Source organism: Alkalisalibacterium limincola (genome assembly GCF_008017755.1).
Lineage (GTDB): Bacteria > Pseudomonadota > Gammaproteobacteria > Xanthomonadales > Xanthomonadaceae > Alkalisalibacterium > Alkalisalibacterium limincola.
In genome coordinates, this window is the sequence record NZ_VRTS01000005.1 from 88,277 (window position 1) to 109,688 (window position 21,412).

The following is a 21,412-nucleotide window of genomic DNA, read 5'->3' on the forward strand; positions in this document are numbered from 1 at the left end:
GGTGCCGGACGGCACCGGACGCTGGGTCCCGGGGGGTGGAATCGCACTTCCACGAGCGGGGGCACGAGGCCATGACGCAGCGAGCCGCGTATTATGCGCGGGATTTGCGGGTGAGTAAAGAGTAACCAGCGCGGGCGGGCCGGCTGCCCGCCGGCCTACTCCGCGCGCAGCTTCTCGAGGATGCCTTCCAGTGCGTCCAGGCCCTGGTAGTGCACCACCAGCTTGCCCTTGCCGGCGCGGCCGTGCTGCACCGAAACGCGGGCGTTGAGGCGCTCGCTGAGTTCGTTCTCCAGCGCCTGGATATCGGCGTCGGCCGACGGCCGGGCCGGCCTGGAACCCTTTTCCGGCAACCGGCCCTGCACGATGCGCTGCACCCGGCGCTCGACCTCGCGCACGCTCAGGCCCTCGGCGGCCGCCTCGCGCGCCAGCGCCACGGCCGCCTGCGGCTGCAGCGTCAACAGCGCGCGGGCATGGCCCATCTCCAGCTCGCGGCGCTCCACCAGCGCGCGGATCTCCTCGGGCATGTCGAGCAGGCGCAGCAGATTCGACACCGCCGAACGACCGCGGCCGACGGCTTCGGCCGCCTGCTGGTGGGTCAGGTCGAATTCCTCGATCAGCCGCGCCAGCGCCTGGGCCTCCTCCAGCGGGTTGAGGTCCTCGCGCTGGATGTTCTCGATCAGCGACATCGCGATGACCGCGCGGTCATCGACCTCGCGCAGCACCACCGGCACGTCGCTCATGCCGGCCTGCTGCGCGGCGCGCCAGCGGCGCTCGCCGGCGATGATCTCGTAGCGGCCACCGGCCACGGCGCGCACCACGATGGGCTGGATCAGCCCCTGGGCGCGGATCGAGTCGGCCAGCTCGGCCAGACGTGCCGGGTCCATTCCGGTGCGCGGCTGGTACTTGCCCGGCTGCAGCTGCTCGACCGGCAGGCTGCGCAGGCTCTCGCCGCCATCGGCCTCGGCCGGTGCAGGCTTGGCCTTGCCAGGTCCGCTCAGCAGCGCGTCCAGGCCACGCCCCAGTCCTCGTTTCTTTGCCGCCATCAGGTGGTCTCCGCTGTGGTCTTGCGGGTGCGCTCGCGACGCACCAGTTCGCCGGCCAGGCCCAGGTAGGCGATGCCGCCGCGCGAATTGCGGTCATAGCCCAGGATGCTCTGGCCGTGGCTGGGCGCCTCGGCCAGTCGCACGTTGCGCGGCACGATCGAGCGGAACACCTTGTCGCCGAAGTGGCGCGTGAGTTCACCGCTGACCGAGTTGGCCAGGTTGTTGCGCACGTCGAACATCGTCCGCAGGATGCCCTCGATCTCCAGGGCCGGGTTGACCCGCTCCTTGAGCGAATCGATCGTCTCCACCAGCGCGCTGAGGCCCTCCAGCGCGAAGTATTCGCACTGCATCGGCACCAGCACGCTGTCGGCCAGCGCCAGCGCATTGAGCGTCAGCAGCGACAGCGCCGGCGGGCAGTCGATGATCACGTAGTCGTAGCCGTCCAGCTTTCCTTCCAGCGCCACGCGCAGGCGGTGGTAGCGGTCGGGCAACTCCATCATCTGCACTTCGGCCGCGGTCAGGTCGATGTTGCTGGGGATCAGGTCGAAACCCTCGTCCGTGGTGATGATCGTCTCGGCCGACGTGGTCTCGCCCAGCAGGAGTTCGCAGGCGGAGTTGTCGATCTCGCGCTTGTCCACGCCGGCCGCCATCGTGGCGTTGCCCTGCGGGTCGAGGTCGACCAGCAGCACCTTGCGCGGCACCTGGGCCAGCGCGGCGGTCAGGTTCACCGCGGTGGTGGTCTTGCCCACGCCGCCCTTCTGGTTGGCGATCGCGATGATGCGCGTCATTCACTGCTCCCCTGCGTTGCCGCCCGCGGACCGATGTCCCGCTCGACGATGACCATGTGCCGCTCCGCCCCCAGCCCCGGCACCTGCAGCGCTTCGATCGCGCTGACGCGCCAGCCGGCCGGAAGGGCCTGGATCTCCTCGTGCGGGAGTGTCCCCTTCATCGCCAGCAGCCGCCCCTGCGGGGTCAACAGATGGCCACCGATGTCGAGGATCATCCCAAGGGTACCCAAGGCCCGGGCCACAAGACAGTCGAAGCCGCCCGGGCGGTCCACGGCCTCGGCACGCCCTTCGATCACCTCGATGTTGTCCAGGCCCATCTGCCGCTTCACCTCGCGCATGAAGCGCGCCTTCTTGCCGGCCGACTCCACCAGGGTCACCTGCAGGCCCGGGCGCAGGATCGCCAGCGGGATGCCGGGCAGGCCGCGCCGGCGCCGAGGTCGGCCATTCGCTCATCGCCCACGAAGCGGTGCATCGACAGCGAATCGAGCAGGTGCTTGACCAGCATGTCGCGCGGATCGCGGATCGCGGTGAGGTTGTAGGCACCGTTCCAGCGCACCAGCAGCGCCAGGTATTCCAGCAGGCGGGCGGCAAGATCCCCCCCGTCCATGCCGGGCTGGTGCAGGCCAAGCTCGCGCAGGCCGTCTTCGAGATCGGGAAGGAGGTCGTTGGGCAGGTTCATGGCGGCACCGGACGGCCGCCGAGTATAGAGGCTGCGGCGCGGCGAGTCTGGCCGGGCCGGCCGGGGCACGCGTGCCGCGGGACTCAGCCCGGATGCAGCGAGCAGCGGATGATGCGCAGGCCGAGGCCCGACATCCGCTCGTTGAGCGCCTTCTTGAACGAGTCGGCGCTGAACCCGGCTTCCGCCGGCGCGCTCATGTTGGCCACTTCCTCCAGCACCGCCGCGGCCTCGTCCAGCACCAGGCTGTCCACGCGCTCGAGCGCATGGCCGGTGCGGACCGGATCGAGGATCTGGTAGTACAGGTCGCCGCCGGCCTGCATCGGGCCATAGGCGCGGGTCGGCAGCTCGAGGTGGTGGCCGATCAGCAGCACGCGTGCGGCGACGCGGTCGAGGACCGGCCAGACCAGGTGGAACCCCGGGGCCAGCGTGCGCACGTAGCGCCCGAAGCGATGGACGGTGTGCACCTCACCCTGCGGCACCCGTCGCAGCGCGGCGAGGGCCAGCGCGAACAGCACGGAAGCGGTCAGGGCAAGGGCGGTCATCGGGTCCACGGCTTTCACTCGGAGCGTTGTGTGGAATCAAGGGCTGGGCGCCCCAACTTAATGCGCAGCCTGCGATGGGCAGGCTAAATATATGCTGTCTATAAGCATTAACGCAAAGTTTACGTGCCACCGGCCAAACGTCAGGTGAATTTTTTCGGCCGATTCTGCGTGCGCCACCGCCCGTTCAGCGCCGGGCACGCTCCAGGGAGACGCGCAGGGCGGCCACCTTCGTCGCGTTCCACACATGGGCGATGACCAGCAGCAGGCCGCCGCCGAGCACCAGGCCGGGGCCCAGCCAGCGCGAGGCATGCCATTCGATGACCAGCACGGTGGACAGCAACACGATGCCCGCCAAGCCCAGTACACCCGGGCCGTAGCCGCGGTGGCGCAGCCATCCCAGCCCCAGTCCGACGGCGGCGAACAGGGCGGCCAGGAGCACCAGCGCGAGCTCCAGCCGCGCATACCACACGAGCGGGATGCCCCACAGCCGCTGGCTGAACCACACCAGGGGCATTGCGGTCAGAGCCCAGGCAAGCGCGGCACAATGGATTCCACACAACAGCGATACGGTGATGCCGGCGCGGTCGCCGATGCGCTGCAACAAGGCCGCCACTTGCATACCAGCACTCCCTCGCTCTAATTGTTATAGTGTAACACTCACGCCCTTCGGAAGGTCCACCAATGACCCGTCACCGCACGCTTACCCTTCTTGCCGGCTCCCTGCTCTGTGGCTCCATGGCGGCGGCCTCGCCGGCGCAGGCCCACGGCGCCCACGAGCACGGCGTCACCTATCTGGACGTGATCCTCGACGGGTCGGTCCTGGCGATCGACCTGCGCGGCGCCGGCCACCACCTGGCGGGCTTCGAGCACGCGCCGGAAACCGGGGAGCAGCTCGAGGCCTGGCAGGCGACCATCGACGGCCTGGGCGATGCCGGTGCGCTGTTCGTGCTGCCGCCGCAGGCCGGCTGTTCACTGCAATCGGCAGACGTGACGCCACCTGCCGCCCAGGCCGCCAGCGCTTCCGGTGCCGATGCGCACGCGCACGACACGGCGGACCACGACAGGCACGAACACGGCCGTGACCACGGCCATCATCACGACCACGGGCACAAGCATGGGAACGGGCACGCCAAGGATCACGGACATCGTCATGGCGGCGATCACCCTGCCCATCCGGACGAGGACAAGGGCGACGGCGACGGCCATGGCCACGCGGCCGACTGGCAGGCTCGCTATCGCTTCGAATGCCGCGATGCCAGCCAACTCACCTCGATTGAGGTAGGTTTGTTCACCGCGTTCCCCGCCCACGAGGAAGTCCGCTACCAGCGCTTCTCCGACGGCGGCCAGGATGGCGGCACGTTGCGCGCCGGACGCACCCGACTTCCACTTCGCTGAGAACCGATGCCCGAATCCACGCCCGCCCCACGGACCACCCCCGCCCTCGAGATCACCGGCCTGCGCTTTGGCTGGAAGCCCGGCGAGACTTTGCTCGACATTCCCGAATTCCGGGTCGATGCCGGGCAGCGCGCGTTCCTGTTCGGCCCCAGCGGCAGCGGCAAGTCGACGCTGCTCAACCTGCTGGCCGGTACGCTGGCCCCGCGCGAAGGCCACATCGTACTGGGTGGCGTGGATGCCTCCGGCCTGTCCTCGCGACGCCGCGACCGGCTGCGCGCCGAGCAGATGGGCTTCATCTTCCAGCAGTTCAACCTGCTGCCCTTCCTGTCGGTGCGCGACAACGTGATGCTGGGCTGCCGCTTCTCGCGCAGCCGCCGGCAGCGCGCGGTGGCCCGCGACGGCACCCTGGAGGCCTCGGCCGAGCGCCTGCTGGCGGCGCTGGGCCTGGATGACGCCGGCATCGCCCGGCGCCGGTCCTCGGAACTCTCCGTCGGCCAACAGCAGCGCGTCGCCGCAGCGCGCGCGCTGATCGGCGAGCCGGCGCTGGTGCTGGCCGATGAGCCCACCTCGGCACTCGACGCCGACGCACGCCACGGCTTCCTCAAGCTGATGGCCGAAGAGTGCGCGCGTTCCGGGGCGGCCCTGCTGTTCGTCAGCCACGACCGCGAGCTCGAGCGCGACTTCGACCGCGCGATCGACCTGCGTGAGCTCAACCACGCACGCGTGGAGGCATCGGCATGAGCGTACTGTTCCGCATCGCCGCCGCCAGCCTGTGGAGCCGCCGCTTCACCGTGATGCTGACGCTGCTGACCGTGGCGGTCAGCGTCATGCTGTTCGTCGGCGTGGAGCGCGTGCGCGGCGAGGCGCGCGAGTCGTTCCTGCGCACCGTCGGCGGCATCGACCTGATCGTCGGCGCCCGCGCCCACCCGGTGCAGCTGATGCTGTACTCGGTGTTCCGCATGGGCGACGCGACCAACAACATGTCCTGGGACAGCTACCAGGCGGTCGCGAACCAGCCCGGCGTGGGCTGGACCGTACCGATCTCGCTGGGCGACTCGCACCGCGGCTACCGCGTCGTCGGCACCACGCCGGGCTACTTCGAGCACGTGCGCTACGCCGGCACGCGCGCGCTGGAGATGCGCGACGGCGAGTGGTTCGACGACCTGTTCGACGCCGTCGTCGGCGCCGAGGTGGCGCAGCGGCTGGGCTACTCGCCCGGCGAGCAGATCGTGCTGGCCCACGGCACCGCCGCGGCCAATCCGCACCAGCACGACGACCGGCCGTTCACCGTGGTCGGGGTGCTGGCGCGCACCGGCACGCCGATCGACCAGGGCGTGTACGTCAGCCTCGAGGCGATCGAGGCGATCCACATCAACTGGCGCACCGGCACCCGTGTCGGTCGGGCACCGGCCATCGAGGACATCGACCCGGCGCGATTGCAGCCGCGCGCGATCACCGCCGTGTATGTCGGCCTGGAGGAGCGCCTGGCGATCTTCTCCGTGCAGCGCTTCATCAATGATTTCCGTGCCGAGCCGCTGACCGCCGTCCTCCCCGGCGTGGCGCTGCAGCAACTGTGGCAGCTGCTGGGGGTGGCCGAGCGCGCGATGCTGGTCATTGCCGCCTGCGTGGTGCTGGCCGGCCTGCTGGGCCTGTTGACGGTGCTGCTGGCCACGCTGTCGGAGCGCCGCCGCGAAATGGCGATCCTGCGTGCGGTCGGCGCCCGACCCGGCGACGTGTTCGGCCTGCTGCTCACCGAGGCGCTGTTGCTGGCCGTGGCCGGCGTGGCCTTGGGCGTGCTCCTGCTGCAGGTCGCCATCGCCGTGGCCTCGCCCTGGCTTCAGGCGCGGTATGGGGTTGCGGTATCGCCGGGCTGGCCGTCTGCGGCAGAATGGAAGCTTCTCGGTGGTGTCATCGCCGCCGCGGCCATGGTCGGCCTGATCCCTGCGTTGCTCGCCTACCGGCGTTCCGTTGCCGACGGCATGAGCATCCGTCACTGAATCCCCCGGAGTCCCCCATGCGCCCGATGCATGTCCTGATCGCCCTGTTCACCGCCTGCCTGCTGGCCCTCGCGCCGGCCTCCGCGCAGGACTTCCCCGAGATCGACTGGCTCGAGCTGATGCCCGAGGACGAGATCCGGATGCTCGAGGAGATGCAGGGCATGATCGACCACAGCGGCGACGCGCCGGCGATGGAGTTCAACTCCACCCGCACCGTGCCCGAGGTCGACGGCCGCAACGGCAAGATCGTCGGCTACATCGTTCCGCTGAGCGTGAACGAGACCAACGAGATCCTCGAGTTCTTCCTGGTGCCCTACTTCGGCGCCTGCATCCACGTGCCGCCGCCGCCGCCGAACCAGCTCATCCACGTCAAGGCCGACAAGCCCATCCCGATGGTCAACATCTGGGACCCGTACTGGGTCGAGGGCTCGGTGCACATCCGTCCGATCGAGAACTCGATGGCCAAGGCCTCCTACTCGATGGACCCGGTGCGCGTGGTGCCCTACGAGTAAGTGCCCGGCGAATAGGTGATGCGGCGCGGGCCACCGCGCCAGGCCAGTGCCCCGAGGTAGCCCTCGGGCACGTCGAGCCAGCGCAGCACCCAGGCCCCGGCGTCGTCGCCATCGATCCAGCGCAGCGACGGCGCGCGCGGGTCGGGGTCGATGCGCAGGCGGTCCAGCCCGAACGCCAGGCCGCGGCCGATCGCCTTGAGCACCGCCTCGCGCGCCACCCACAGCCGATAGAAGGCCAGTTCGCGCTCCGCGCCCTGCAGCGTGGCCAGCCAGCCCGCCTCCTGGTCGGTGAAGTAGCGGCGCGCGATCGCCAGCGCGTTCGGCCGCGGCGCGATGCGCTCGATGTCCACGCCGGGCTGCAGGCCCCGCGCCGTCGCCACCAGCAACCACTCCCCGGCATGGCTGGCGCTGAAGCCCAGACGCGCCGGCGCACCGGAGGCGTCCATCGCGTCCGCGGCCAGCGCCGGCGCGCCATGCGCCCCGACGGCCAGCTTCACCGCCTGCGCATCGATGCCCAGGCACTCCCCCAGCACCTGGCGGACCCTCGGCGTGCTTCGCTCCCGGGGCCGGTGCGCGAAGCGCCACACGCCCACGGTGCCGGGGGCGGGCAGGGACGACGCGGCAGCGGTGGGATGGGCGGGCATGCAGGCATGCTCCGGGCCGTCCGCGCCCCGGGTCAAGCGGAGGGAACTTGAGGTAACGCCGGCAATCCGCGACCCTAGCGCCCAAACCACGCCATCACCCGGAGGAGAACCGGCCCGATGTCCGCCGTATTCACGCCCTCCGTCAGTGGCGGGCCGCTGCTTCCCATGCTCGGCGCCGTCCGCGCGGATGCGACCGTCGCCTTCGGGCCGGCCGGCGCGATCGATGCCGCGCATTTCCTGGCCGACGTGCGTGCCGTCGCCACAGGCCTGCCCGAGGGCGGCTTCGCGGTGAACCTGTGCGAGGACCGCTACCACTTCCTGGTCGCGTTCTGCGCCGTGGCGCTGCGCGGCCAGGTCAACCTGCTGCCGCATTCGCGCGCAGCGCACGTGGTGTCGGAAACCCTGTCGCTGTACCCCGGCAGCTACTCCATCATCGACACGCTGCCCGCCTGCGACACACTGCCGGTGCCGCCGCGCGCGCACCGCATCGAATGCGGTGCGCAACCCACGGGCGACGACGCCCTGGACGTGCCCGGCCTGGGCGCGAACCAGTGCGTCGCGATCGGTTTCACCTCCGGCAGCACCGGCCAGCCCAAGCCCAACGCGAAGACCTGGGGCGGGTTCAACGGCAGCAACGCGCGCAACCTGCAGCTGGTGCGCACCCTGCTGGCCGAGGGCGGTTTCCACCCCGGCACCGCGGCCTCGATCATCGCCACCGTGCCGCCGCAGCACATGTACGGCATGGAAACCTCGGTGCTGTTGCCGCTGCTGGGTGCACTGCCGGTGCACACCGCGCGCCCGCTGTTCCCGGCCGACGTGGCGCAGGCGCTGGCCGATGCCCCGGCCCCGCGCCTGCTGGTGACCACGCCGGTGCACCTGCGCGCGCTGCTGCGTTCGGACGTCGAGTTCCCGCCGATCGCCGCCGTGGTGTCGGCCACCGCGCCGCTCCCGGTCGACCTGGCGGTCGCGGCCGAGGCCAGGCTGGGCGCGCCGGTGCAGGAACTGTTCGGCTCCACCGAAACCTGCGTCATCGCCCACCGCCGCACCGCCACCGAGGCGGACTGGGAGTTGCACGAGGGCGTGACGCTGGCGCCCCAGCCCGACGGCAGCCTGGTCGAGGCGCCCTGGCTGGAGCAGCCGGTGGCGCTGCAGGACATCGTCGAGCTGCTGCCGGAGCGGCGATTCCGCCTGCAGGGGCGCAACGCCGACCTGCTGGAGATCGCGGGCAAGCGCGCCTCGCTGGCCGACCTGACCCGCCGCGTCCTCGCATTGCCGGGCGTCGAGGACGCGGTCGTGTTCCAGCCCGACGCGAGCGGGCACGGTGGCGTGCGCCGCGTGGCCGCGCTGGTGGTGGCCCCGGGTCGCGACGAGGCCGGCCTGCTGGCCGAGCTCAAGTCCGCCCTGGACCCGGTATTCCTGCCGCGGCCCCTGAAGTGCGTGGCCAGGCTGCCGCGCAACGACACCGGCAAGCTGCCGCGCGCGGCCCTGCTCGAGGCGCTGTCCGGCGGCTGAGCCCCGGCCCGGCCTGGCCCGCTGCCACGGGACCGGGCTCAGTGGACCCGCTGGATCATCCGCTGGTGGCCGATCAGGCGCGCGTAGCGGCTGCCGATGTCGATCCAGCACAGGTACACCGCTTCGCGCAGCAGCGTGAGCGGCGGCTGCTCCGACCAGCGGAAAGCCGGTTCGGCGGCGCACAGGTGGTGCTGGAACCCCAGCTGCCGCGCCAGCTGGGCGCAGCGCGCGAGATGGTAGCGGTTCGACAGCAACAGCACCGGCCCGGGCTGGCCGGCACCCAGCAGCGCCCGGGCGTTGCGCAGGTTCTCCAGCGTGTCGGTGGACTGGTCCTCCAGCCACACCGGCACGTGCTCGGGCAGGCCGGCCGCGCGCAGGTGCCGATGGGCGACGGCCGCCTCGGTTTCGCCCCGGCCACCGCCCAGCAGCACCAGCGGCCGCTGCGGTTGCCTCCGCGCCAGCGCCAGTGCGCGTTGCAGCCGGCGCGAGAACTCCTCGTCCGGTCCGTGCGGGGCCAGCTGCTTGCCGAACACCAGCACGTAGTCGCCGCCCGCTTCGTCGTGGCGGCTGGCCCGCGCCACCCACCACACCCGGCCCAGGTAGGCCAGGTAGACCAGGCCGAAACTGAACACGCAGGCCAGCAGCGACACCACGCCGGAATGCAGCATGTCGCGCTTGAGCAGCGGGTCGGGGTCGCGGGCGCCGGACATGCCGCGCATGATGCCGCGCGCGGCGTGAAGAGGCCATGGCAACTTGTTGCCCACCCGGCGCGCGGCGATACTTGTCACCGGAGAGGGAGAGAATTCTTGAGCAATGCACCCCATGGGCTGGTGGTCACCGCGCACACGGCCACCAGCGCCGCCGGCCGTGGCCGGCAGGCCCTGCACGCCGCGCTGCGCGAGCGCCGCAGCGGCCTGCGACACAATGATTTCGGGGCCGAGGGCCGCCTGGACTGCTTCATCGGCCGCGTCGACGGCGTCGAGGACAGCCCCCTGCCAGCCGAGCTGGCGGGCTGGGAGTGCCGCAACAACCGCCTGGCCTGGCTCGGCCTGCAATCCGACGGCTTCCTGGACGACGCGCGCGCGGTGATCGCGCGCCATGGCACCGCGCGCGTCGCGATCGTCATCGGCACCTCGACATCGAGCATCGGCGAGAGCGAGGACGCCTACGCCAACCTCGAGGACGGGCACTTCGCTCAACGCCATGCCCGCCCGCTGGTGCACACCCCGCACTCGCTGGGCAGCTTCCTGCAGGCCGCCACCGGTGCCGAAGGTCCCTGCGTGACGGTCGCCACGGCCTGTTCGTCGAGCGCAAAGGTGTTCGCCCAGGCCGAGCGCCTGATCCGCGCCGGCTTCGCCGATGCCGCGATCGTCGGCGGCGTCGACACCCTGTGCGGCAGCGTGCTGTACGGCTTCAACTCGCTGGGCCTGGTATCCAACCGCCCGTGCCGGCCGTTCGACGTGGACCGCAACGGCCTGTCCCTGGGCGAGGCCGCCGGCTTCGCGCTGCTCGAGCGCGAGGGCGACGGCCCGCGCCTGCTCGGCTGGGGCGAGTCCAGCGATGCCCACCACATGTCCAGCCCGCACCCGGAGGGCCTGGGCGCCCGCCTGGCGATGCAGGGCGCGCTGGCGCGAGCCAACCTGGAACCGGGCGACATCGACTACATCAACCTGCACGGCACCGCGACGCCCAAGAACGACGAGATCGAGGCCGGCGCGATCGCCCGGCTGTTCCCCGACACCACGCTGGCCAGTTCCACCAAGGGCTGGACCGGCCACACGCTGGGCGCGGCCGGCATCCTGGAGTCGGTCATCGCGCTGCTGGTGCTCGAACACGGCGACGTGCCGGGCGTGCTCAACAGCGAACGCCTCGACCCGCTGTGCGGGCCGCAGGTGCATCTGGACAACCAACGGCGCGAGTGCCGCTACGTCATGAACAATTCCTTCGGCTTCGGCGGCAACAACTGCTCGCTGCTGTTCGCACGCGCATGAGTGCCTCGATGGGCGCCGCCGTGCATGAATTCACCCTCAAGGGCCTGGGCTGGTGGTCGAGCGGGCTGCCCGACTGGGCCAGCGCCAGCGCCTTCGTGCGCACCGGCGAGGTGCCCGAGGATGCCCGCCGCAAGCCGGCCCCGGAACTGCTGGCACCCAACGAGCGGCGGCGTGCACCCGACACGGTCGCGCTGGCGCTGCAGGTGGCGCTCGATGCCTGCGCCACGGCCGGGGAAGACCCCGCGCAGCTGTCCTCGGTGTTCACCTCCACCCACGGCGACCTGGCGATCACCGACTACATGTGCCAGACCCTGGTCGACGATCCGGGCGCGATCTCGCCGACCAAGTTCCACAACTCGGTGCACAACGCCGCCGCCGGCTACTGGACCATCGGAGCGGGCTGCATGGCACCGGCCACGGCGATTTCGGGCTACCAGGCCAGCTTCGCCGAAGGCCTGCTGGAGACGATCGGGCAGCTCGTGGACGGCACCGACCCGGTGCTTCTGGTGGCCTACGACGCCCAGTCCACCGGCCCGTTGGCGGAAATCAGCCGCAGCGAGGACCTCCTTGGCGCGGCCCTGGTCCTGTCGCGCACCGACGGCGGTGAGGCGCCGCGCCTGAGGATCACCCGCGAGCGCGGCGACGTGCCGGTGGCCGATGGCCCGCTTTCAGCCCGCCACGCCGGCAACGCGATGGCGCCGATGCTGCCGCTGTTCGAACAGCTCGCGCGCGGCGTGTCCGGCACCGTCCTGCTCGAGGCCGGCCCCGGCTGGCGACTGCGCGTGGAGGTCGTGGCTTGAACGCACTGCGCGTGGAGCAGGCCACGGCGCCGGACGTGTCGCGCGTGGCCGTGCTGATCCCGGCCCTGAACGAGGAGCTGCGCATCCGCGAGGTGGTCGAGGGTGCGCTGGCGCACTGCCCGAACGTCATCGTGGTCGACGACGGCTCCACCGACGCCACCGTGGAGCGCATCCAGGACCTCCCGATCACGCTGATCCGCCATGAGGTACGCCGCGGCAAGGGCGAGGCGCTGCGCGAGGGCTTCCGCCTGGCCTGCGAACGCGGCTTCGACGGCGTGCTCAGCATGGACGGCGACGGCCAGCACAGCCCCGGGGACATCCCGCGCCTGCTGGCGGCGGCCCATCGCTTCCCGGGCCACATCGTCATCGGCGCGCGCCTGCGCCGCCGCGCCCAGCAACCCGCGCTGCGGCGCATGGCGAACGAGTTCGGCGACTGGGGCATCGCCTGGGCGGCCGGCTACCGCATCGCCGACACCCAGAGCGGCCAGCGCTACTACCCGCGCGCGGTCGCCGAACTCGGCGACCTCAGCGCCGAGGGCTTCGTGTTCGAGGCCGACATCCTGATCGAGGCGGCGCGCGGCTCGGTGCCGGCTGCGTGTCGGTGCCGATCGAATCGCGCTACCAGGGCGCGGGCGCGGTGCAGCAGTTCCGCCGCAGCCACTTCCGTCCGCTCACCGACCTCTACCGCATCACCTCCCACGTGGTGGGCCGGGTGTGGACGCACGGCAAGGTCGTCTCGCGCTACGTGCAGGTGCGCCGCAGCCGGGCGCTCATCCACGACCCCGACCAGGGCTGATGGGCCACTCGATCCTGCTGCTGCAGCTGGTCGTCATCCTGCTCGCCGCGCGCGGGCTGGGCTGGCTGCTGGGGAAGGTCGGCCAGCCACCGGTGATCGGCGAGATGGCCGCCGGCATCGTGCTGGGCCCGATCGTGTTCGGCTATTTCGCACCCGGGCTGCACGGCACGCTGTTCGCGCCGGCCAGCCTGCCGGCGCTCGACTCGCTCAGCCAGCTGGGGCTGGTGCTGTTCATGTTCATCGTCGGCGCCGAACTGCGCGCGCCCGAGGGCGTGCGTGCGCAGCTGCGCGAGGCCGGCTGGGTCGGCGTGCTCAGCGTGCTGGTGCCGGTGGCGGCGGGCCTGGCGATCGCGCCGGCACTGCACCCGGCGCTGGCCCCGGAGGGCGTGGGCTTCTGGCCGTTCGCGCTGTTCATGGCCGCGGCCATGTCGATCACCGCCTTCCCGATCATGGCGCGCATCCTGAAGGAGCGCGGCATGACCCACACCCGCATCGGCCGGCTGAGCCTGAGCTCGGCGGCGATCGCCGACGTGCTGGCGTGGATCCTGCTGGCCTTCGTCGTGGCGATGATCACGTCGGACACCGGCTGGGGCGGCTTCTGGCGCATCATCATCGGCCTGGTGGCGCTCAGCGCCGTCGTGTTCGGTGTCGTCGGCCCATTGTTCAAGCGCGCGCTGGCCCGGCACGCCAGCGACGGCCAGCCCGGTGGCAGCCTGATGGCGGCGATGCTCATCACGCTGTTCGCCTGTGCCGCGATCACCCAGTGGCTGCAGCTGCACCCGGTGTTCGGCGCGTTCCTGTTCGGCGCCTGCCTGCCGCGCGACGACCGCCTGCTGCGCACGCTGATCGAGCGCATCGAGCACCTGGCCGTCATCGTGCTGATGCCGATCTTCTTCGCGCTCGCCGGCCTCAACACCACGCTCGACGCGTTTACAGGGGGTGGCGGGCTGGCGCTGGGCCTGATCATGTTGGCCGCGGTCGGCGGCAAGATCCTCGGCGGCGCGGCCGGCGCCCGACTGGCCGGCCACAACTGGCGCGACAGCCTCGCGGTGGGCTCGCTGATGAACGCGCGCGCACTCATGGAGCTCATCGTCATCAAGGTGGGCCTGGATGCCGGCATCATCGGTCCGGAGATCTTCACGATGCTGATGATCATGGCGATCGTCACGACGGTGATGACCTCGCCGCTGCTGACGCTGTTCTCGGGCCGCAATGCGCAGGTGGACACACCGGGCCGGCCCTCGCCATCCTGAGGCCACGCCGGCTTCACCCCGCCGCGCGGCGGAATCTGCTGTAGTGGCGCCATGGAAACAAGGAAAGAACCCATGTCCGAAAAGTTCGACGTCGTCGTAATGGGTGGAGGCCTGGCCGGCCTGACGCTGGCGATGCAGCTGCGCGCGCGCTTCCAGGACCTGTCGATCCTGGTGCTGGAGCGCAAGCCGCACCCGCTGCCCGAGGCCGCGCACAAGGTCGGCGAGTCCACCGTGGAGATCGGCGCGCACTACTTCGCCGAAACGCTGGGCCTGCGCGAGCACCTGGAACAGGACCACATCCGCAAGTTCGGCTTCCGCTTCTTCTTCTCCGAAGGCCGCCGCGACATCGAGTCGGTCACCGAACTGGGCGTGCGCCGCGTGCTGCCGACGCCGAGCTACCAGATCGACCGCGGCATCTTCGAGAACTTCCTCGGCGAGGAGGCCCGCCGGCGCGGCATCGACTTCCGCGACGCGGCGGTGGTGCGCCGCTTCACGATCGGCGAGGGCGAGACCGACCACAGCGTCGGCTTCGAGCACGGCGACGCGCTGCACGAGGTCGGCGCGCGCTGGCTGTTCGACGCCTCCGGGCGCGCCGCGCTGCTCAAGCGCCGCCTCGACCTGGCCCAGGACAACGGCCACGACGCGAATGCCGTGTGGTTCCGCATCGACGACCGCCTGGCGATCGACGAATGGTGCCAGGACAACAACTGGCGCGAGCAGTGCACGCCGGCGGAGCGCTGGCGCTCGACCAACCACATGGTCGGCCCGGGCTACTGGGTGTGGCTGATCCCGCTGTCCTCCGGCGCACACTCCGTCGGCATCGTGGCCGACGCACAGATGCACCCGCTAAACACGATGAACAGCTTCGATCGCGCGCTGGAGTGGCTCGGGGAGTTCCAGCCGCTGGTCGCCGACCACGTCGCCTCGCGCCGCGACAAGCTGATGGACTTCGCGTTCTTCCGAAATTTCTCCTACGGCTGCAAGCACGTGTTCAGCGCCGACCGCTGGGCGCTGACCGGCGAATCGGGGGTGTTCCTGGATCCGTTCTACTCGCCGGGCAGCGACTTCATCGCGATCGCCAACACCTACATCTGCGAACTCGTGCAGCGTGACCGCGAGGGCGCGCTGGCGCCGTATGCACGCATCTACGAGGAGTTGTACTTCTCGTTCTACCGCAACACGCTGCGCCTGTACGAGGGCCAGTACCCGATGTTCGGCGACGCCGAGGTGCTGCCGATCAAGGTGCTGTGGGACTACACCTACTACTGGGGCGTGCTGTGCCAGCTGGTGTTCCAGGACCGCCTGGCCGACCTGAAGCTTCTGGGCGAACTGCGGCCCGAGCTCGACCACGCCCAGGCACTGAACACGCGCATGCAGCAGCTGCTGCGGGAATGGCACGAGCAGGGCGGGCATGCGAACCCGGCCACGATGCTCGACCAGGGCGGGCTGGACTGGTTCCACGAACTCAACCGCGGCCTGCACGACAGCCTCGACGAGGCCGGCGTGCGGGCGCGCCTGCGCGAGAACATCGCGCTGCTGGACCGGTTGGCCGACGCGATCGCCGAGCGTGCCGGCATGGCGCTGCCGACCGGTGCCGAAGGCGTGCGCCCGGCGTGTTCGGGCGCGCCGCCTAATCTGAGGCGCGCCCGAACAGCCCCTGCGCGACTACATGTCGCCCAGGCGGGCGCCGTCCTGCGGATCGGCCAGCCACTCGCCGACGTCGCGGCCCAGCGCGCGCATCGTGCGCCCCAGCACCGAGCACGAGCCCTTGTAGCCACCGAAGGCGCCGCCCATCGAGTTGCGACGGCCGCGGAAGGCCGCCACCTGCTCGCCATCCTGGTACAGCTCCCCGCTAATGCGGCTGTACTTCTGGTGGCCGATGAAGGCGTTGCCCATGCTGACCGCATCGTCGATGCGCATGACCAGCACGCGGCCGGGCATGTCGGCCGACACCTCGCCGACCTGGTGGACGGTCACGCCCTTGCCGGCCGCGTACTCGCGGGTGAAGTCCGAGAGTTGCGTCGGCAACGCGGTGCACTCGCTGCGGATGTTGCTGGCGATCTCGGCCTCGTCGGCATAGCCGATGCTGCTGGCGACCGAAACGTCCTGCGCCTGCGCGCTGCCGGCCAACGCCATCGCCATGGCGAACGCCAGGCTGGTTGAAAGCTTCATCGATGTCCCCTTCTTCGATTCCCACCGGCACCGCCGGTGGCTCCCCATGGCGTCGTGGCACGCCCCCGATGGTGAAGCGAGGTCGCAGCTCAGCCCATGCCGCCGTTGACCCCGATCACCTGTCCATTAATGTATCCCGCCGCGTCGGAGGCGAGGAAGGCGACGAGTGCCGCGACCTCTTCGGGCGTGCCCGCGCGCTGCGCCGGCACGGTCGCCTTGATCATCTCCGGGGGGAACGCGTCGGCGGCCATGTTGCCGGCGATCACGCCCGGTGCGACGACGTTCGCGGTGATGCCGCGCGAGGCCATCTCGCGCGCCAGCGAGCGCGTGGCGCCGTGCAGCGCGGACTTGGCGGCCGCGTAGTTGGTCTGGCCGCGGTTGCCCAGCACCGCCGCCACCGAGGACACGCTGATCACCCGGCCCCAGCGCGTGCGCGCCATCGGCAGCAGGGTCGGCTGGGTGACGTTGAAGAAGCCGTGCAGGCTCACGTCGATGACCCGTCGCCACTGCTCGGCGCTCATGCCGGCCATCGGCGCGTCGTCGTGGATGCCGGCATTGTTGACCACCACCTGGATCGGCCCGGCTTCGAGCAGCCGTTCGATCGCGCTGCGGCTCGCTTCGCCATCGGCCACGTCGAAGGCCACCGCCTCGGCCGCCTGGCCGGCCTCGCGCAGCTCGTCCACCAGCGCCTGGGCCCGATCCAGGCCGCTATTGGCGTGCACGATGACCGCGAAGCCGTCGCGCGCCAGCGCCCGGCAGATCGCGCCGCCCAGGTCGCCGCTTCCGCCGGTCACCAGCGCGCGGCGCACCTTGTCCTCAGCCATGTCCATCCTCCCGGTTCGAATCGGTGTGCTGCGGCAGCATCATCACCGCGGCGCGGCCCTCGGCCAGCAACTGCCCCTGGTGGTGGATGCGGAAGCCGTACTGCCAGCTGTCCTCGGCCGCCATCAGCTGCTCGGCCTCGACCTCCAGCGCGTCGCCGAGCGCATCCACGCGGCCGGCATGCAGCTTGACCCCGCGCAGCGACACCAGCAGGCCGGGCCGTGCCCTGCCGCCGTCTTTGCTTGCCAGCAGGCCGCCGTGCACCGCCATCGCCTGCGCACCGTACTCGCACAGGTGCACCGCACGCAGCCCGTCGGCATCGCGCAGCGGGTTGTCGGCGCGTGCGTGCGAGCGCGTCCGGCACAGCAGGCGCGTGTCATCCCACTCCACCACCTCGTCGAGCAGGCACATCGTGCCCTGGTGCGGAATCAGCGAAAGGATCTCGTCACGCCCGGGCATCGTCGTTCCCCTGCAGGTGGTTCGCCCGGCCAGCCACCACGGCGGCCAGGAGGATGTTGAGCACCACGCCCAGGGCGACCGTCAGGCCGATCGCGCGCAGCACCGGAATCGAGGAGGTGCCCAGCAGCCCGAACACCAGGCCGGTGGACACCGCGCACAGCACGATGGCATGCAACGTGCGCCGCGCCTGGCCGCGGTCATGCCGCGCGCGCTCGAAGAACAGCGCGTAGTCCAGCCCCAGCCCGGCGGCGAGGATCGCCGCGACCAGATGGAACAGCGTGAACGACACGCCGAAGGCATTGAGCAGTGCCGCCAGCAGCAGGCCCGCCAGCGCCACCGGCGCCAGCACCCGCGCGGCCCGCGGCACGCTGCGCAGCGCCACGGCCAGCGCCGCGCACAGCAGGATGATGGCGATGCCCAGCGCCCACAGCACGTGCACGCGCCAGGCCGAGGACATCGTTTCCGCCGCCGCCTGCAGGTCCATCAGCCACACCTCGTCGCCGGCGGCATCCACCGCGGCGGCGATCGCGTCGAGGTCGCGCACGCCGGTCAGGCTGGCCAGGCCCAGCACCGGGGCGTCGCCGTCGGGCACGCGCAGCATCGCCGCAAGCCTTGGCTGCAGCGGCGTGTCCTGCAGGTCGGCGACCTGCAGCGGCGCCATGCCACGCGCCCGGGCCATGTCGGCTTCGAACGGCGCGAACGCCTGCGCGCGGAACGGCAGGCCCTCGCTGGCCTCCGACAGCATCGCCCGCAGCGCATCGGCAGCGGGCAGCCGCGCCTGCCGCAGGCGCTGCACCGACGCACTCGGCAGCAGGTGGCTGGGCAACTCGAAGCCATCCAGTGCCCCGCGTTGCACCAGGCCGTCCAGCACCGGCTCCAGCGCCTCGCTGCGCTCCAGCAGGGCCTGCACGTCGCCACCTTCCACCGCCAGCACATGGCGCACATCGGCCACGCCGAGCTGGCCGCGCAGTTCGCCGTCGCGCTGCAGCAGTTCCATCGGCACCGGCGTCAGCCCGCCCAGGCGGTCGTCCCACAGCGGCTGCGGTGAAACCACCAGCCAGGCCAGCGCGGCCACGGCCAGCAGCGGCAGGACCAGGGCCATGCCGCGCAGCCGGTCGAGCTGCTGCCACACCCCCAGCGTCCAGCGCTGTTGTTCCGGGTCCACCGGCCAGTCGCCGAGCAGGGCCGGCAGCGCAAAGCGCGTGCACAGCGCCGCGGTCAGCAGGCCGGTGATCGAGAACACCGCCAGCTGGTGCAGGCCCTCCACGCCGGAGACGAAGAAGCTGCCGAAGGCCAGGCAGGTCGACAGCACGCCGGTGAGCAGCGTCGGCCACAGTTCGCGCACGCACGCGTAGCTGTCGCCGCCGGCGCGGCGGTGGCTGAAGAGGTGGATCGGATAGTCCTGGGCGATGCCGATCAGCGTGATGCCGAAGGCCAGCGTGATGCCGTGCACGCCATCGAACTGCAGTGCCACCGCCGCCAGCCCGGCCAGGATGCCGCTGGCCAGCGGCAGCGCCGCCAGCAGGGGGGCGCGCAGCCGCCGGTAGGCCAGGCTCAGCACGATGACCATGCCCAGCCCGGCGAACAGGCCCAGCCGGGTCGCCTCGCCCTGGGTCTGTCCGCGCATCAGCACCGAGAACGCGCCGGGGCCGCTGACCTCCAGGCGCATCGCGTTCAGGTCGACGCCCAGGTCGGTGGCCAGGTCGGTCCGCGCCTGTTCGAACGCCTGCTGCACCGTATCGACCACGTTCTGCTGCCCGGTCGGGTCGAAGGCCGCGGCCTCGCCCTCCACGACCAGCAGCGCGTGCGTGGTGTCCGGATCGAACCACACCCCGTCGAAGCTGGCCGGCTCCTGCGCCGGCGCCCAGCGCTCGGCCAGGCGCAGCACTTCCAGCGTCGGGTCGCGCGCCACCCAGGGCTCCACCAGCGAGGCCGCCGGCGAGCCCAGGTCCTGCAGCCGCGCGCCCATCTCCAGGCGCAGCCGGGCCGCGTCCAGTGGCTGTTCGTCGAAGCCGGGGCTGAGCAGGTAGCGCGCCGCCAGCAGTTCCTCCGGCAACGCGCCGAGGTCGTGTTCGCCATTGGCGACGCGGCGGATTCCGGGCGCGCCGGAAAGGCCCAGCACCAGTTCGCGCGACACTTCCGACAGCGCCTCGGGCTCGGCCCCGGAGACGGCCAGCAGCAGCATGCGGGAGCCCGGGCCCTCGCCCAGGCTGTCGAGCAGCAGCGCCTGGCGGGCATCGCGCGCCTCGGGAAGGAACAGCCGCAGGTCGCCACTGGGGTTGAGTTGCGCCACCGCCACCCAGGCCAGCAGCGCCAGCAGCCCCAGCCAGGCCGGCAGCAGCCAGGTCGCGTGCCGGTTCACCGGGCGCTGGCGCCCGTGCCGGCCTCGTGCGCCGCGTCGGCCCCGGCTTCGACATCGTTGCCGGCGTCCGGTCCGCCCGCAGCCGCCGCAAAGCCGCACTCGCCCTCGAAGTCGGGCAGCTCGGCTTCCGACGCCTCGCCCAGCAGCAGCCACGACACGCTGCCATCGGCTTCATGGGTCAGCAGGCAGCGCAGCGTGTCGCCGCGGCCCACCGCCTCCAGCCGCTCGATGTGCTCGGCCACCCGGGCCGCATGCGGTCGCATCGTGAAGCGCCACGCCGCCGACGCATCGGCGGGGTCGGCCGCGGCCTCCTCCAGCGTCACCTCGAAGCTGGCCTGCAGCGCCTGCGCATCACCGGACAGCAGCGCCTGCAGGCCATCGCGCAGCGCGGCCAGCGCCGGCGCACGGCGCAGCGAGAAGCGTCGCTCGCGACCGTCCTCGCGGGTCACCACCACGCGTTCGCCATGGATCTCGCTGCGTTCGGAATACGGGGCCAGCACCGAGCGCACCAACCGGTCGGCATCCGGACGTGCCATTTCGCCGCGCAGGATCAGCGGCTCGTCGAGCAGGCCCGATTCGCGCCGTTCCACGAAGCGCGTGTTGCTCGGCACCGGCTGGGCCAGTGCCTGCAGCACGGCCCGGGTCCGCTCATCGTCGGAGGACGGGACCGGCGTCGATGCGCTGGCCGTGGCCAGGGCCATCATCGCCACCGCCAGCCCCGGGAACAGGGCTGTGGCTCGGTTCGACGGCGTCCTCGGAATCCCAGAAGTCATAGAAGTTGAACCAGTTGTAGGGGGCCAGGCGCACGTAGTGTTCCAGCCGCTGCGCATAGCGCTGCTGGATTTCCTCGAGCATCCGGGCCCGATTCTTGCGCGGAATCTCCACCCGTTCACTGAACAGCTCGAAGTGCAGGTCGTAGCGGTTGCCACCACGATACAGCCCAAAGCACAGCACCACCGGCACATCCAGCACCGAGGCGATCAGCCACGGCGCCGTCGGGAACGGTGCGCTACCGCCCATGAACCTGCACGAACGCGCCGTCTCGCCGGGCCGGGCGCGGTCGCCCAGCAGGCCCACCAGCGCGCCCTGCTCGGTGGCCTCGCGGATCGCCAGCACGATCGAGGTGCCGTCCTGTCCCGCGTCGATGACGGTGCGCGCGATGTCGGGGTTGAGCGCCTCGAGCATCGTCGTGATCGTCGCGTTCTGGGCCTTGTCCAGCACCACGCGCACCTGCGCCTTCGGGTTGTCCAGCGACAGCACCCGCAGCGCCTCGAAGCTGCCCAGGTGCGAGCCCAGCAGCAGCATGCCCTGGCCGCGGTCCATGTAGCCGTTGAGCACGTCCAGGCCGTGGGCGCGCATGTCGAAGCCCTTGAAACTCCCGCACAGCAGGAACACGCGGTCCAGGATGGTCGAGGCGAAGCAGTGCATGTGCCGCGCCACCTCGACCAGGCGCGGCGGCCGGCCAAGCACCCGGGCCAGGTAGGCGCGGGAGGCGCGGCGCTCGGGGCCGCGCACGATGAGGAAGTAGGCGGTGATCGGGTACAGCAGCACGCGGCTGACCCGGCGCCCGAACAGCAGCGCGATGGTGCGGATCAGCCACAGCGCGAACGCGCTGCCGCCCTCGGGGCGCTGCTTCCAGCTCACG

Annotated in this window: 19 protein-coding genes and 3 pseudogenes; 10 read left to right on the top strand and 12 right to left on the bottom strand. The window is 71.2% G+C overall.

The features are described from left to right. Nucleotides 1-155: 155 nt before the first annotated feature. The 5 genes and pseudogenes from FU658_RS08440 to FU658_RS08460 all read right to left on the bottom strand — a co-directional run bounded on the left by FU658_RS08440 (nt 156) and on the right by FU658_RS08460 (nt 3,671). Nucleotides 156-1,043 carry a ParB/RepB/Spo0J family partition protein gene (locus FU658_RS08440; RefSeq protein ID WP_147891681.1) on the bottom strand — a complete coding sequence of 296 codons (888 nt, stop codon included), beginning with the start codon at nt 1,041-1,043 and terminating at the stop codon, nt 156-158. Continuing rightward, the gene (locus FU658_RS08445) at nt 1,043-1,831 is read right to left on the bottom strand and encodes a ParA family protein (RefSeq protein WP_147891682.1); all 789 of its coding nucleotides are present in this window, start codon (nt 1,829-1,831) and stop codon (nt 1,043-1,045) included. The genes FU658_RS08440 and FU658_RS08445 overlap by 1 nt, the downstream gene beginning before the upstream one ends. Then, a pseudogene (gene rsmG / locus FU658_RS08450) lies at nt 1,828-2,510 on the bottom strand (16S rRNA (guanine(527)-N(7))-methyltransferase RsmG). The gene FU658_RS08445 and the pseudogene rsmG overlap by 4 nt, the downstream one beginning before the upstream one ends. Nucleotides 2,511-2,593: 83 nt before the next feature. Further along, nucleotides 2,594-3,052, bottom strand: coding sequence for an SPFH domain-containing protein (locus FU658_RS08455; RefSeq protein WP_147891683.1), 459 nt, complete (start codon nt 3,050-3,052; stop codon nt 2,594-2,596). 184 nt (nt 3,053-3,236) lie between these two features. Then, nucleotides 3,237-3,671 (bottom strand): MerC domain-containing protein, encoded by a 435-nt coding sequence (locus FU658_RS08460; protein ID WP_147891684.1) that lies wholly within the window; start codon nt 3,669-3,671, stop codon nt 3,237-3,239. A gap of 62 nt (nt 3,672-3,733) precedes the next feature. Between FU658_RS08460 and FU658_RS14420 the strand changes: the two genes are divergently transcribed. From FU658_RS14420 to FU658_RS08480, 4 genes are read left to right on the top strand one after another with little or no spacing between them, the layout of a single operon-like run. Then, on the top strand, nt 3,734-4,447 hold the full coding sequence (locus FU658_RS14420) for a ZrgA family zinc uptake protein (RefSeq protein ID WP_187266009.1): 714 nt from the start codon (nt 3,734-3,736) through the stop codon (nt 4,445-4,447). Between the two features lie 6 nt (nt 4,448-4,453). Continuing rightward, complete coding sequence (locus FU658_RS08470) at nt 4,454-5,188, top strand: ABC transporter ATP-binding protein (RefSeq protein WP_147891685.1); 735 nt, start codon at nt 4,454-4,456, stop codon at nt 5,186-5,188. Beyond that, on the top strand, nt 5,185-6,444 hold the full coding sequence (locus FU658_RS08475) for an ABC transporter permease (RefSeq protein WP_147891686.1): 1,260 nt from the start codon (nt 5,185-5,187) through the stop codon (nt 6,442-6,444). The genes FU658_RS08470 and FU658_RS08475 overlap by 4 nt, the downstream gene beginning before the upstream one ends. A gap of 17 nt (nt 6,445-6,461) precedes the next feature. Beyond that, entirely contained in the window at nt 6,462-6,956 is a 495-nt protein-coding gene (locus FU658_RS08480; protein WP_147891687.1) for a DUF3299 domain-containing protein, read from the top strand. Here FU658_RS08480 and FU658_RS08485 read toward each other — a convergent pair. Further along, on the bottom strand, nt 6,947-7,600 hold the full coding sequence (locus FU658_RS08485) for a 4'-phosphopantetheinyl transferase family protein (RefSeq protein WP_187266010.1): 654 nt from the start codon (nt 7,598-7,600) through the stop codon (nt 6,947-6,949). The two genes, FU658_RS08480 and FU658_RS08485, sit on opposite strands and share 10 nt — an antisense overlap. Nucleotides 7,601-7,717: 117 nt before the next feature. Between FU658_RS08485 and FU658_RS08490 the strand changes: the two genes are divergently transcribed. Further along, nucleotides 7,718-9,112: an AMP-binding protein gene (locus FU658_RS08490; RefSeq protein ID WP_147891689.1), complete on the top strand. Its 1,395-nt coding sequence runs from the start codon at nt 7,718-7,720 to the stop codon at nt 9,110-9,112. A 38-nt stretch (nt 9,113-9,150) separates the two neighbouring features. On the opposite strand, the gene FU658_RS08495 is transcribed toward FU658_RS08490, so the two are convergent. Next, nucleotides 9,151-9,822: a YdcF family protein gene (locus FU658_RS08495; protein ID WP_187266011.1), complete on the bottom strand. Its 672-nt coding sequence runs from the start codon at nt 9,820-9,822 to the stop codon at nt 9,151-9,153. A gap of 96 nt (nt 9,823-9,918) precedes the next feature. Between FU658_RS08495 and FU658_RS08500 the strand changes: the two genes are divergently transcribed. The 5 genes and pseudogenes from FU658_RS08500 to FU658_RS08520 form a co-directional block, all read left to right on the top strand. After that, a complete protein-coding gene (locus FU658_RS08500) occupies nt 9,919-11,103 on the top strand; it encodes a beta-ketoacyl-[acyl-carrier-protein] synthase family protein (protein ID WP_255505496.1) in 1,185 nt (394 codons plus the stop codon). Between the two features lie 8 nt (nt 11,104-11,111). After that, nucleotides 11,112-11,903: a beta-ketoacyl synthase chain length factor gene (locus FU658_RS08505; RefSeq protein WP_425477600.1), complete on the top strand. Its 792-nt coding sequence runs from the start codon at nt 11,112-11,114 to the stop codon at nt 11,901-11,903. 35 nt (nt 11,904-11,938) lie between these two features. Then, nucleotides 11,939-12,699 (top strand): annotated as a pseudogene (locus FU658_RS08510) (glycosyltransferase family 2 protein). After that, nucleotides 12,699-13,952, top strand: coding sequence for a cation:proton antiporter (locus FU658_RS08515; protein ID WP_147891692.1), 1,254 nt, complete (start codon nt 12,699-12,701; stop codon nt 13,950-13,952). The pseudogene FU658_RS08510 and the gene FU658_RS08515 overlap by 1 nt, the downstream one beginning before the upstream one ends. A 72-nt stretch (nt 13,953-14,024) precedes the next feature. Beyond that, nucleotides 14,025-15,578, top strand: a pseudogene (locus FU658_RS08520) (NAD(P)/FAD-dependent oxidoreductase); the annotation flags it as partial. 635 nt (nt 15,579-16,213) lie between these two features. Here FU658_RS08520 and fabG read toward each other — a convergent pair. Genes fabG through FU658_RS08545 form a run of 5 tightly spaced genes read right to left on the bottom strand, consistent with a single transcriptional unit; the run spans nt 16,214 to nt 21,411 of the window. Next, on the bottom strand, nt 16,214-16,948 hold the full coding sequence (gene fabG, locus FU658_RS08525; RefSeq protein ID WP_147891694.1) for a 3-oxoacyl-ACP reductase FabG: 735 nt from the start codon (nt 16,946-16,948) through the stop codon (nt 16,214-16,216). Beyond that, on the bottom strand, nt 16,941-17,405 hold the full coding sequence (locus tag FU658_RS08530; protein WP_147891695.1) for a hotdog family protein: 465 nt from the start codon (nt 17,403-17,405) through the stop codon (nt 16,941-16,943). The genes fabG and FU658_RS08530 overlap by 8 nt, the downstream gene beginning before the upstream one ends. Further along, nucleotides 17,392-19,767 (bottom strand): MMPL family transporter, encoded by a 2,376-nt coding sequence (locus FU658_RS08535; RefSeq protein WP_147891696.1) that lies wholly within the window; start codon nt 19,765-19,767, stop codon nt 17,392-17,394. The genes FU658_RS08530 and FU658_RS08535 overlap by 14 nt, the downstream gene beginning before the upstream one ends. Beyond that, nucleotides 19,764-20,471 (bottom strand): LolA-related protein, encoded by a 708-nt coding sequence (locus FU658_RS08540; RefSeq protein WP_187266013.1) that lies wholly within the window; start codon nt 20,469-20,471, stop codon nt 19,764-19,766. The genes FU658_RS08535 and FU658_RS08540 overlap by 4 nt, the downstream gene beginning before the upstream one ends. Beyond that, complete coding sequence (locus FU658_RS08545) at nt 20,416-21,411, bottom strand: lysophospholipid acyltransferase family protein (RefSeq protein WP_147891698.1); 996 nt, start codon at nt 21,409-21,411, stop codon at nt 20,416-20,418. Before FU658_RS08545 ends, FU658_RS08540 begins: the two co-directional genes overlap by 56 nt. Nucleotide 21,412: the final 1 nt, after the last annotated feature.

Coding starts and splice junctions, on each gene's coding strand:
- FU658_RS08440 (WP_147891681.1), bottom strand. CDS start 1,043: ATGGCGGCAAAGAAACGAGGACTGGGGCGTGGCCTGGACGCGCTGCTG.
- FU658_RS08445 (WP_147891682.1), bottom strand. CDS start 1,831: ATGACGCGCATCATCGCGATCGCCAACCAGAAGGGCGGCGTGGGCAAG.
- FU658_RS08455 (WP_147891683.1), bottom strand. CDS start 3,052: ATGACCGCCCTTGCCCTGACCGCTTCCGTGCTGTTCGCGCTGGCCCTC.
- FU658_RS08460 (WP_147891684.1), bottom strand. CDS start 3,671: ATGCAAGTGGCGGCCTTGTTGCAGCGCATCGGCGACCGCGCCGGCATC.
- FU658_RS14420 (WP_187266009.1), top strand. CDS start 3,734: ATGACCCGTCACCGCACGCTTACCCTTCTTGCCGGCTCCCTGCTCTGT.
- FU658_RS08470 (WP_147891685.1), top strand. CDS start 4,454: ATGCCCGAATCCACGCCCGCCCCACGGACCACCCCCGCCCTCGAGATC.
- FU658_RS08475 (WP_147891686.1), top strand. CDS start 5,185: ATGAGCGTACTGTTCCGCATCGCCGCCGCCAGCCTGTGGAGCCGCCGC.
- FU658_RS08480 (WP_147891687.1), top strand. CDS start 6,462: ATGCGCCCGATGCATGTCCTGATCGCCCTGTTCACCGCCTGCCTGCTG.
- FU658_RS08485 (WP_187266010.1), bottom strand. CDS start 7,600: ATGCCCGCCCATCCCACCGCTGCCGCGTCGTCCCTGCCCGCCCCCGGC.
- FU658_RS08490 (WP_147891689.1), top strand. CDS start 7,718: ATGTCCGCCGTATTCACGCCCTCCGTCAGTGGCGGGCCGCTGCTTCCC.
- FU658_RS08495 (WP_187266011.1), bottom strand. CDS start 9,822: ATGTCCGGCGCCCGCGACCCCGACCCGCTGCTCAAGCGCGACATGCTG.
- FU658_RS08505 (WP_425477600.1), top strand. CDS start 11,112: ATGGGCGCCGCCGTGCATGAATTCACCCTCAAGGGCCTGGGCTGGTGG.
- FU658_RS08515 (WP_147891692.1), top strand. CDS start 12,699: ATGGGCCACTCGATCCTGCTGCTGCAGCTGGTCGTCATCCTGCTCGCC.
- fabG (WP_147891694.1), bottom strand. CDS start 16,948: ATGGCTGAGGACAAGGTGCGCCGCGCGCTGGTGACCGGCGGAAGCGGC.
- FU658_RS08530 (WP_147891695.1), bottom strand. CDS start 17,405: ATGCCCGGGCGTGACGAGATCCTTTCGCTGATTCCGCACCAGGGCACG.
- FU658_RS08540 (WP_187266013.1), bottom strand. CDS start 20,471: ATGATGGCCCTGGCCACGGCCAGCGCATCGACGCCGGTCCCGTCCTCC.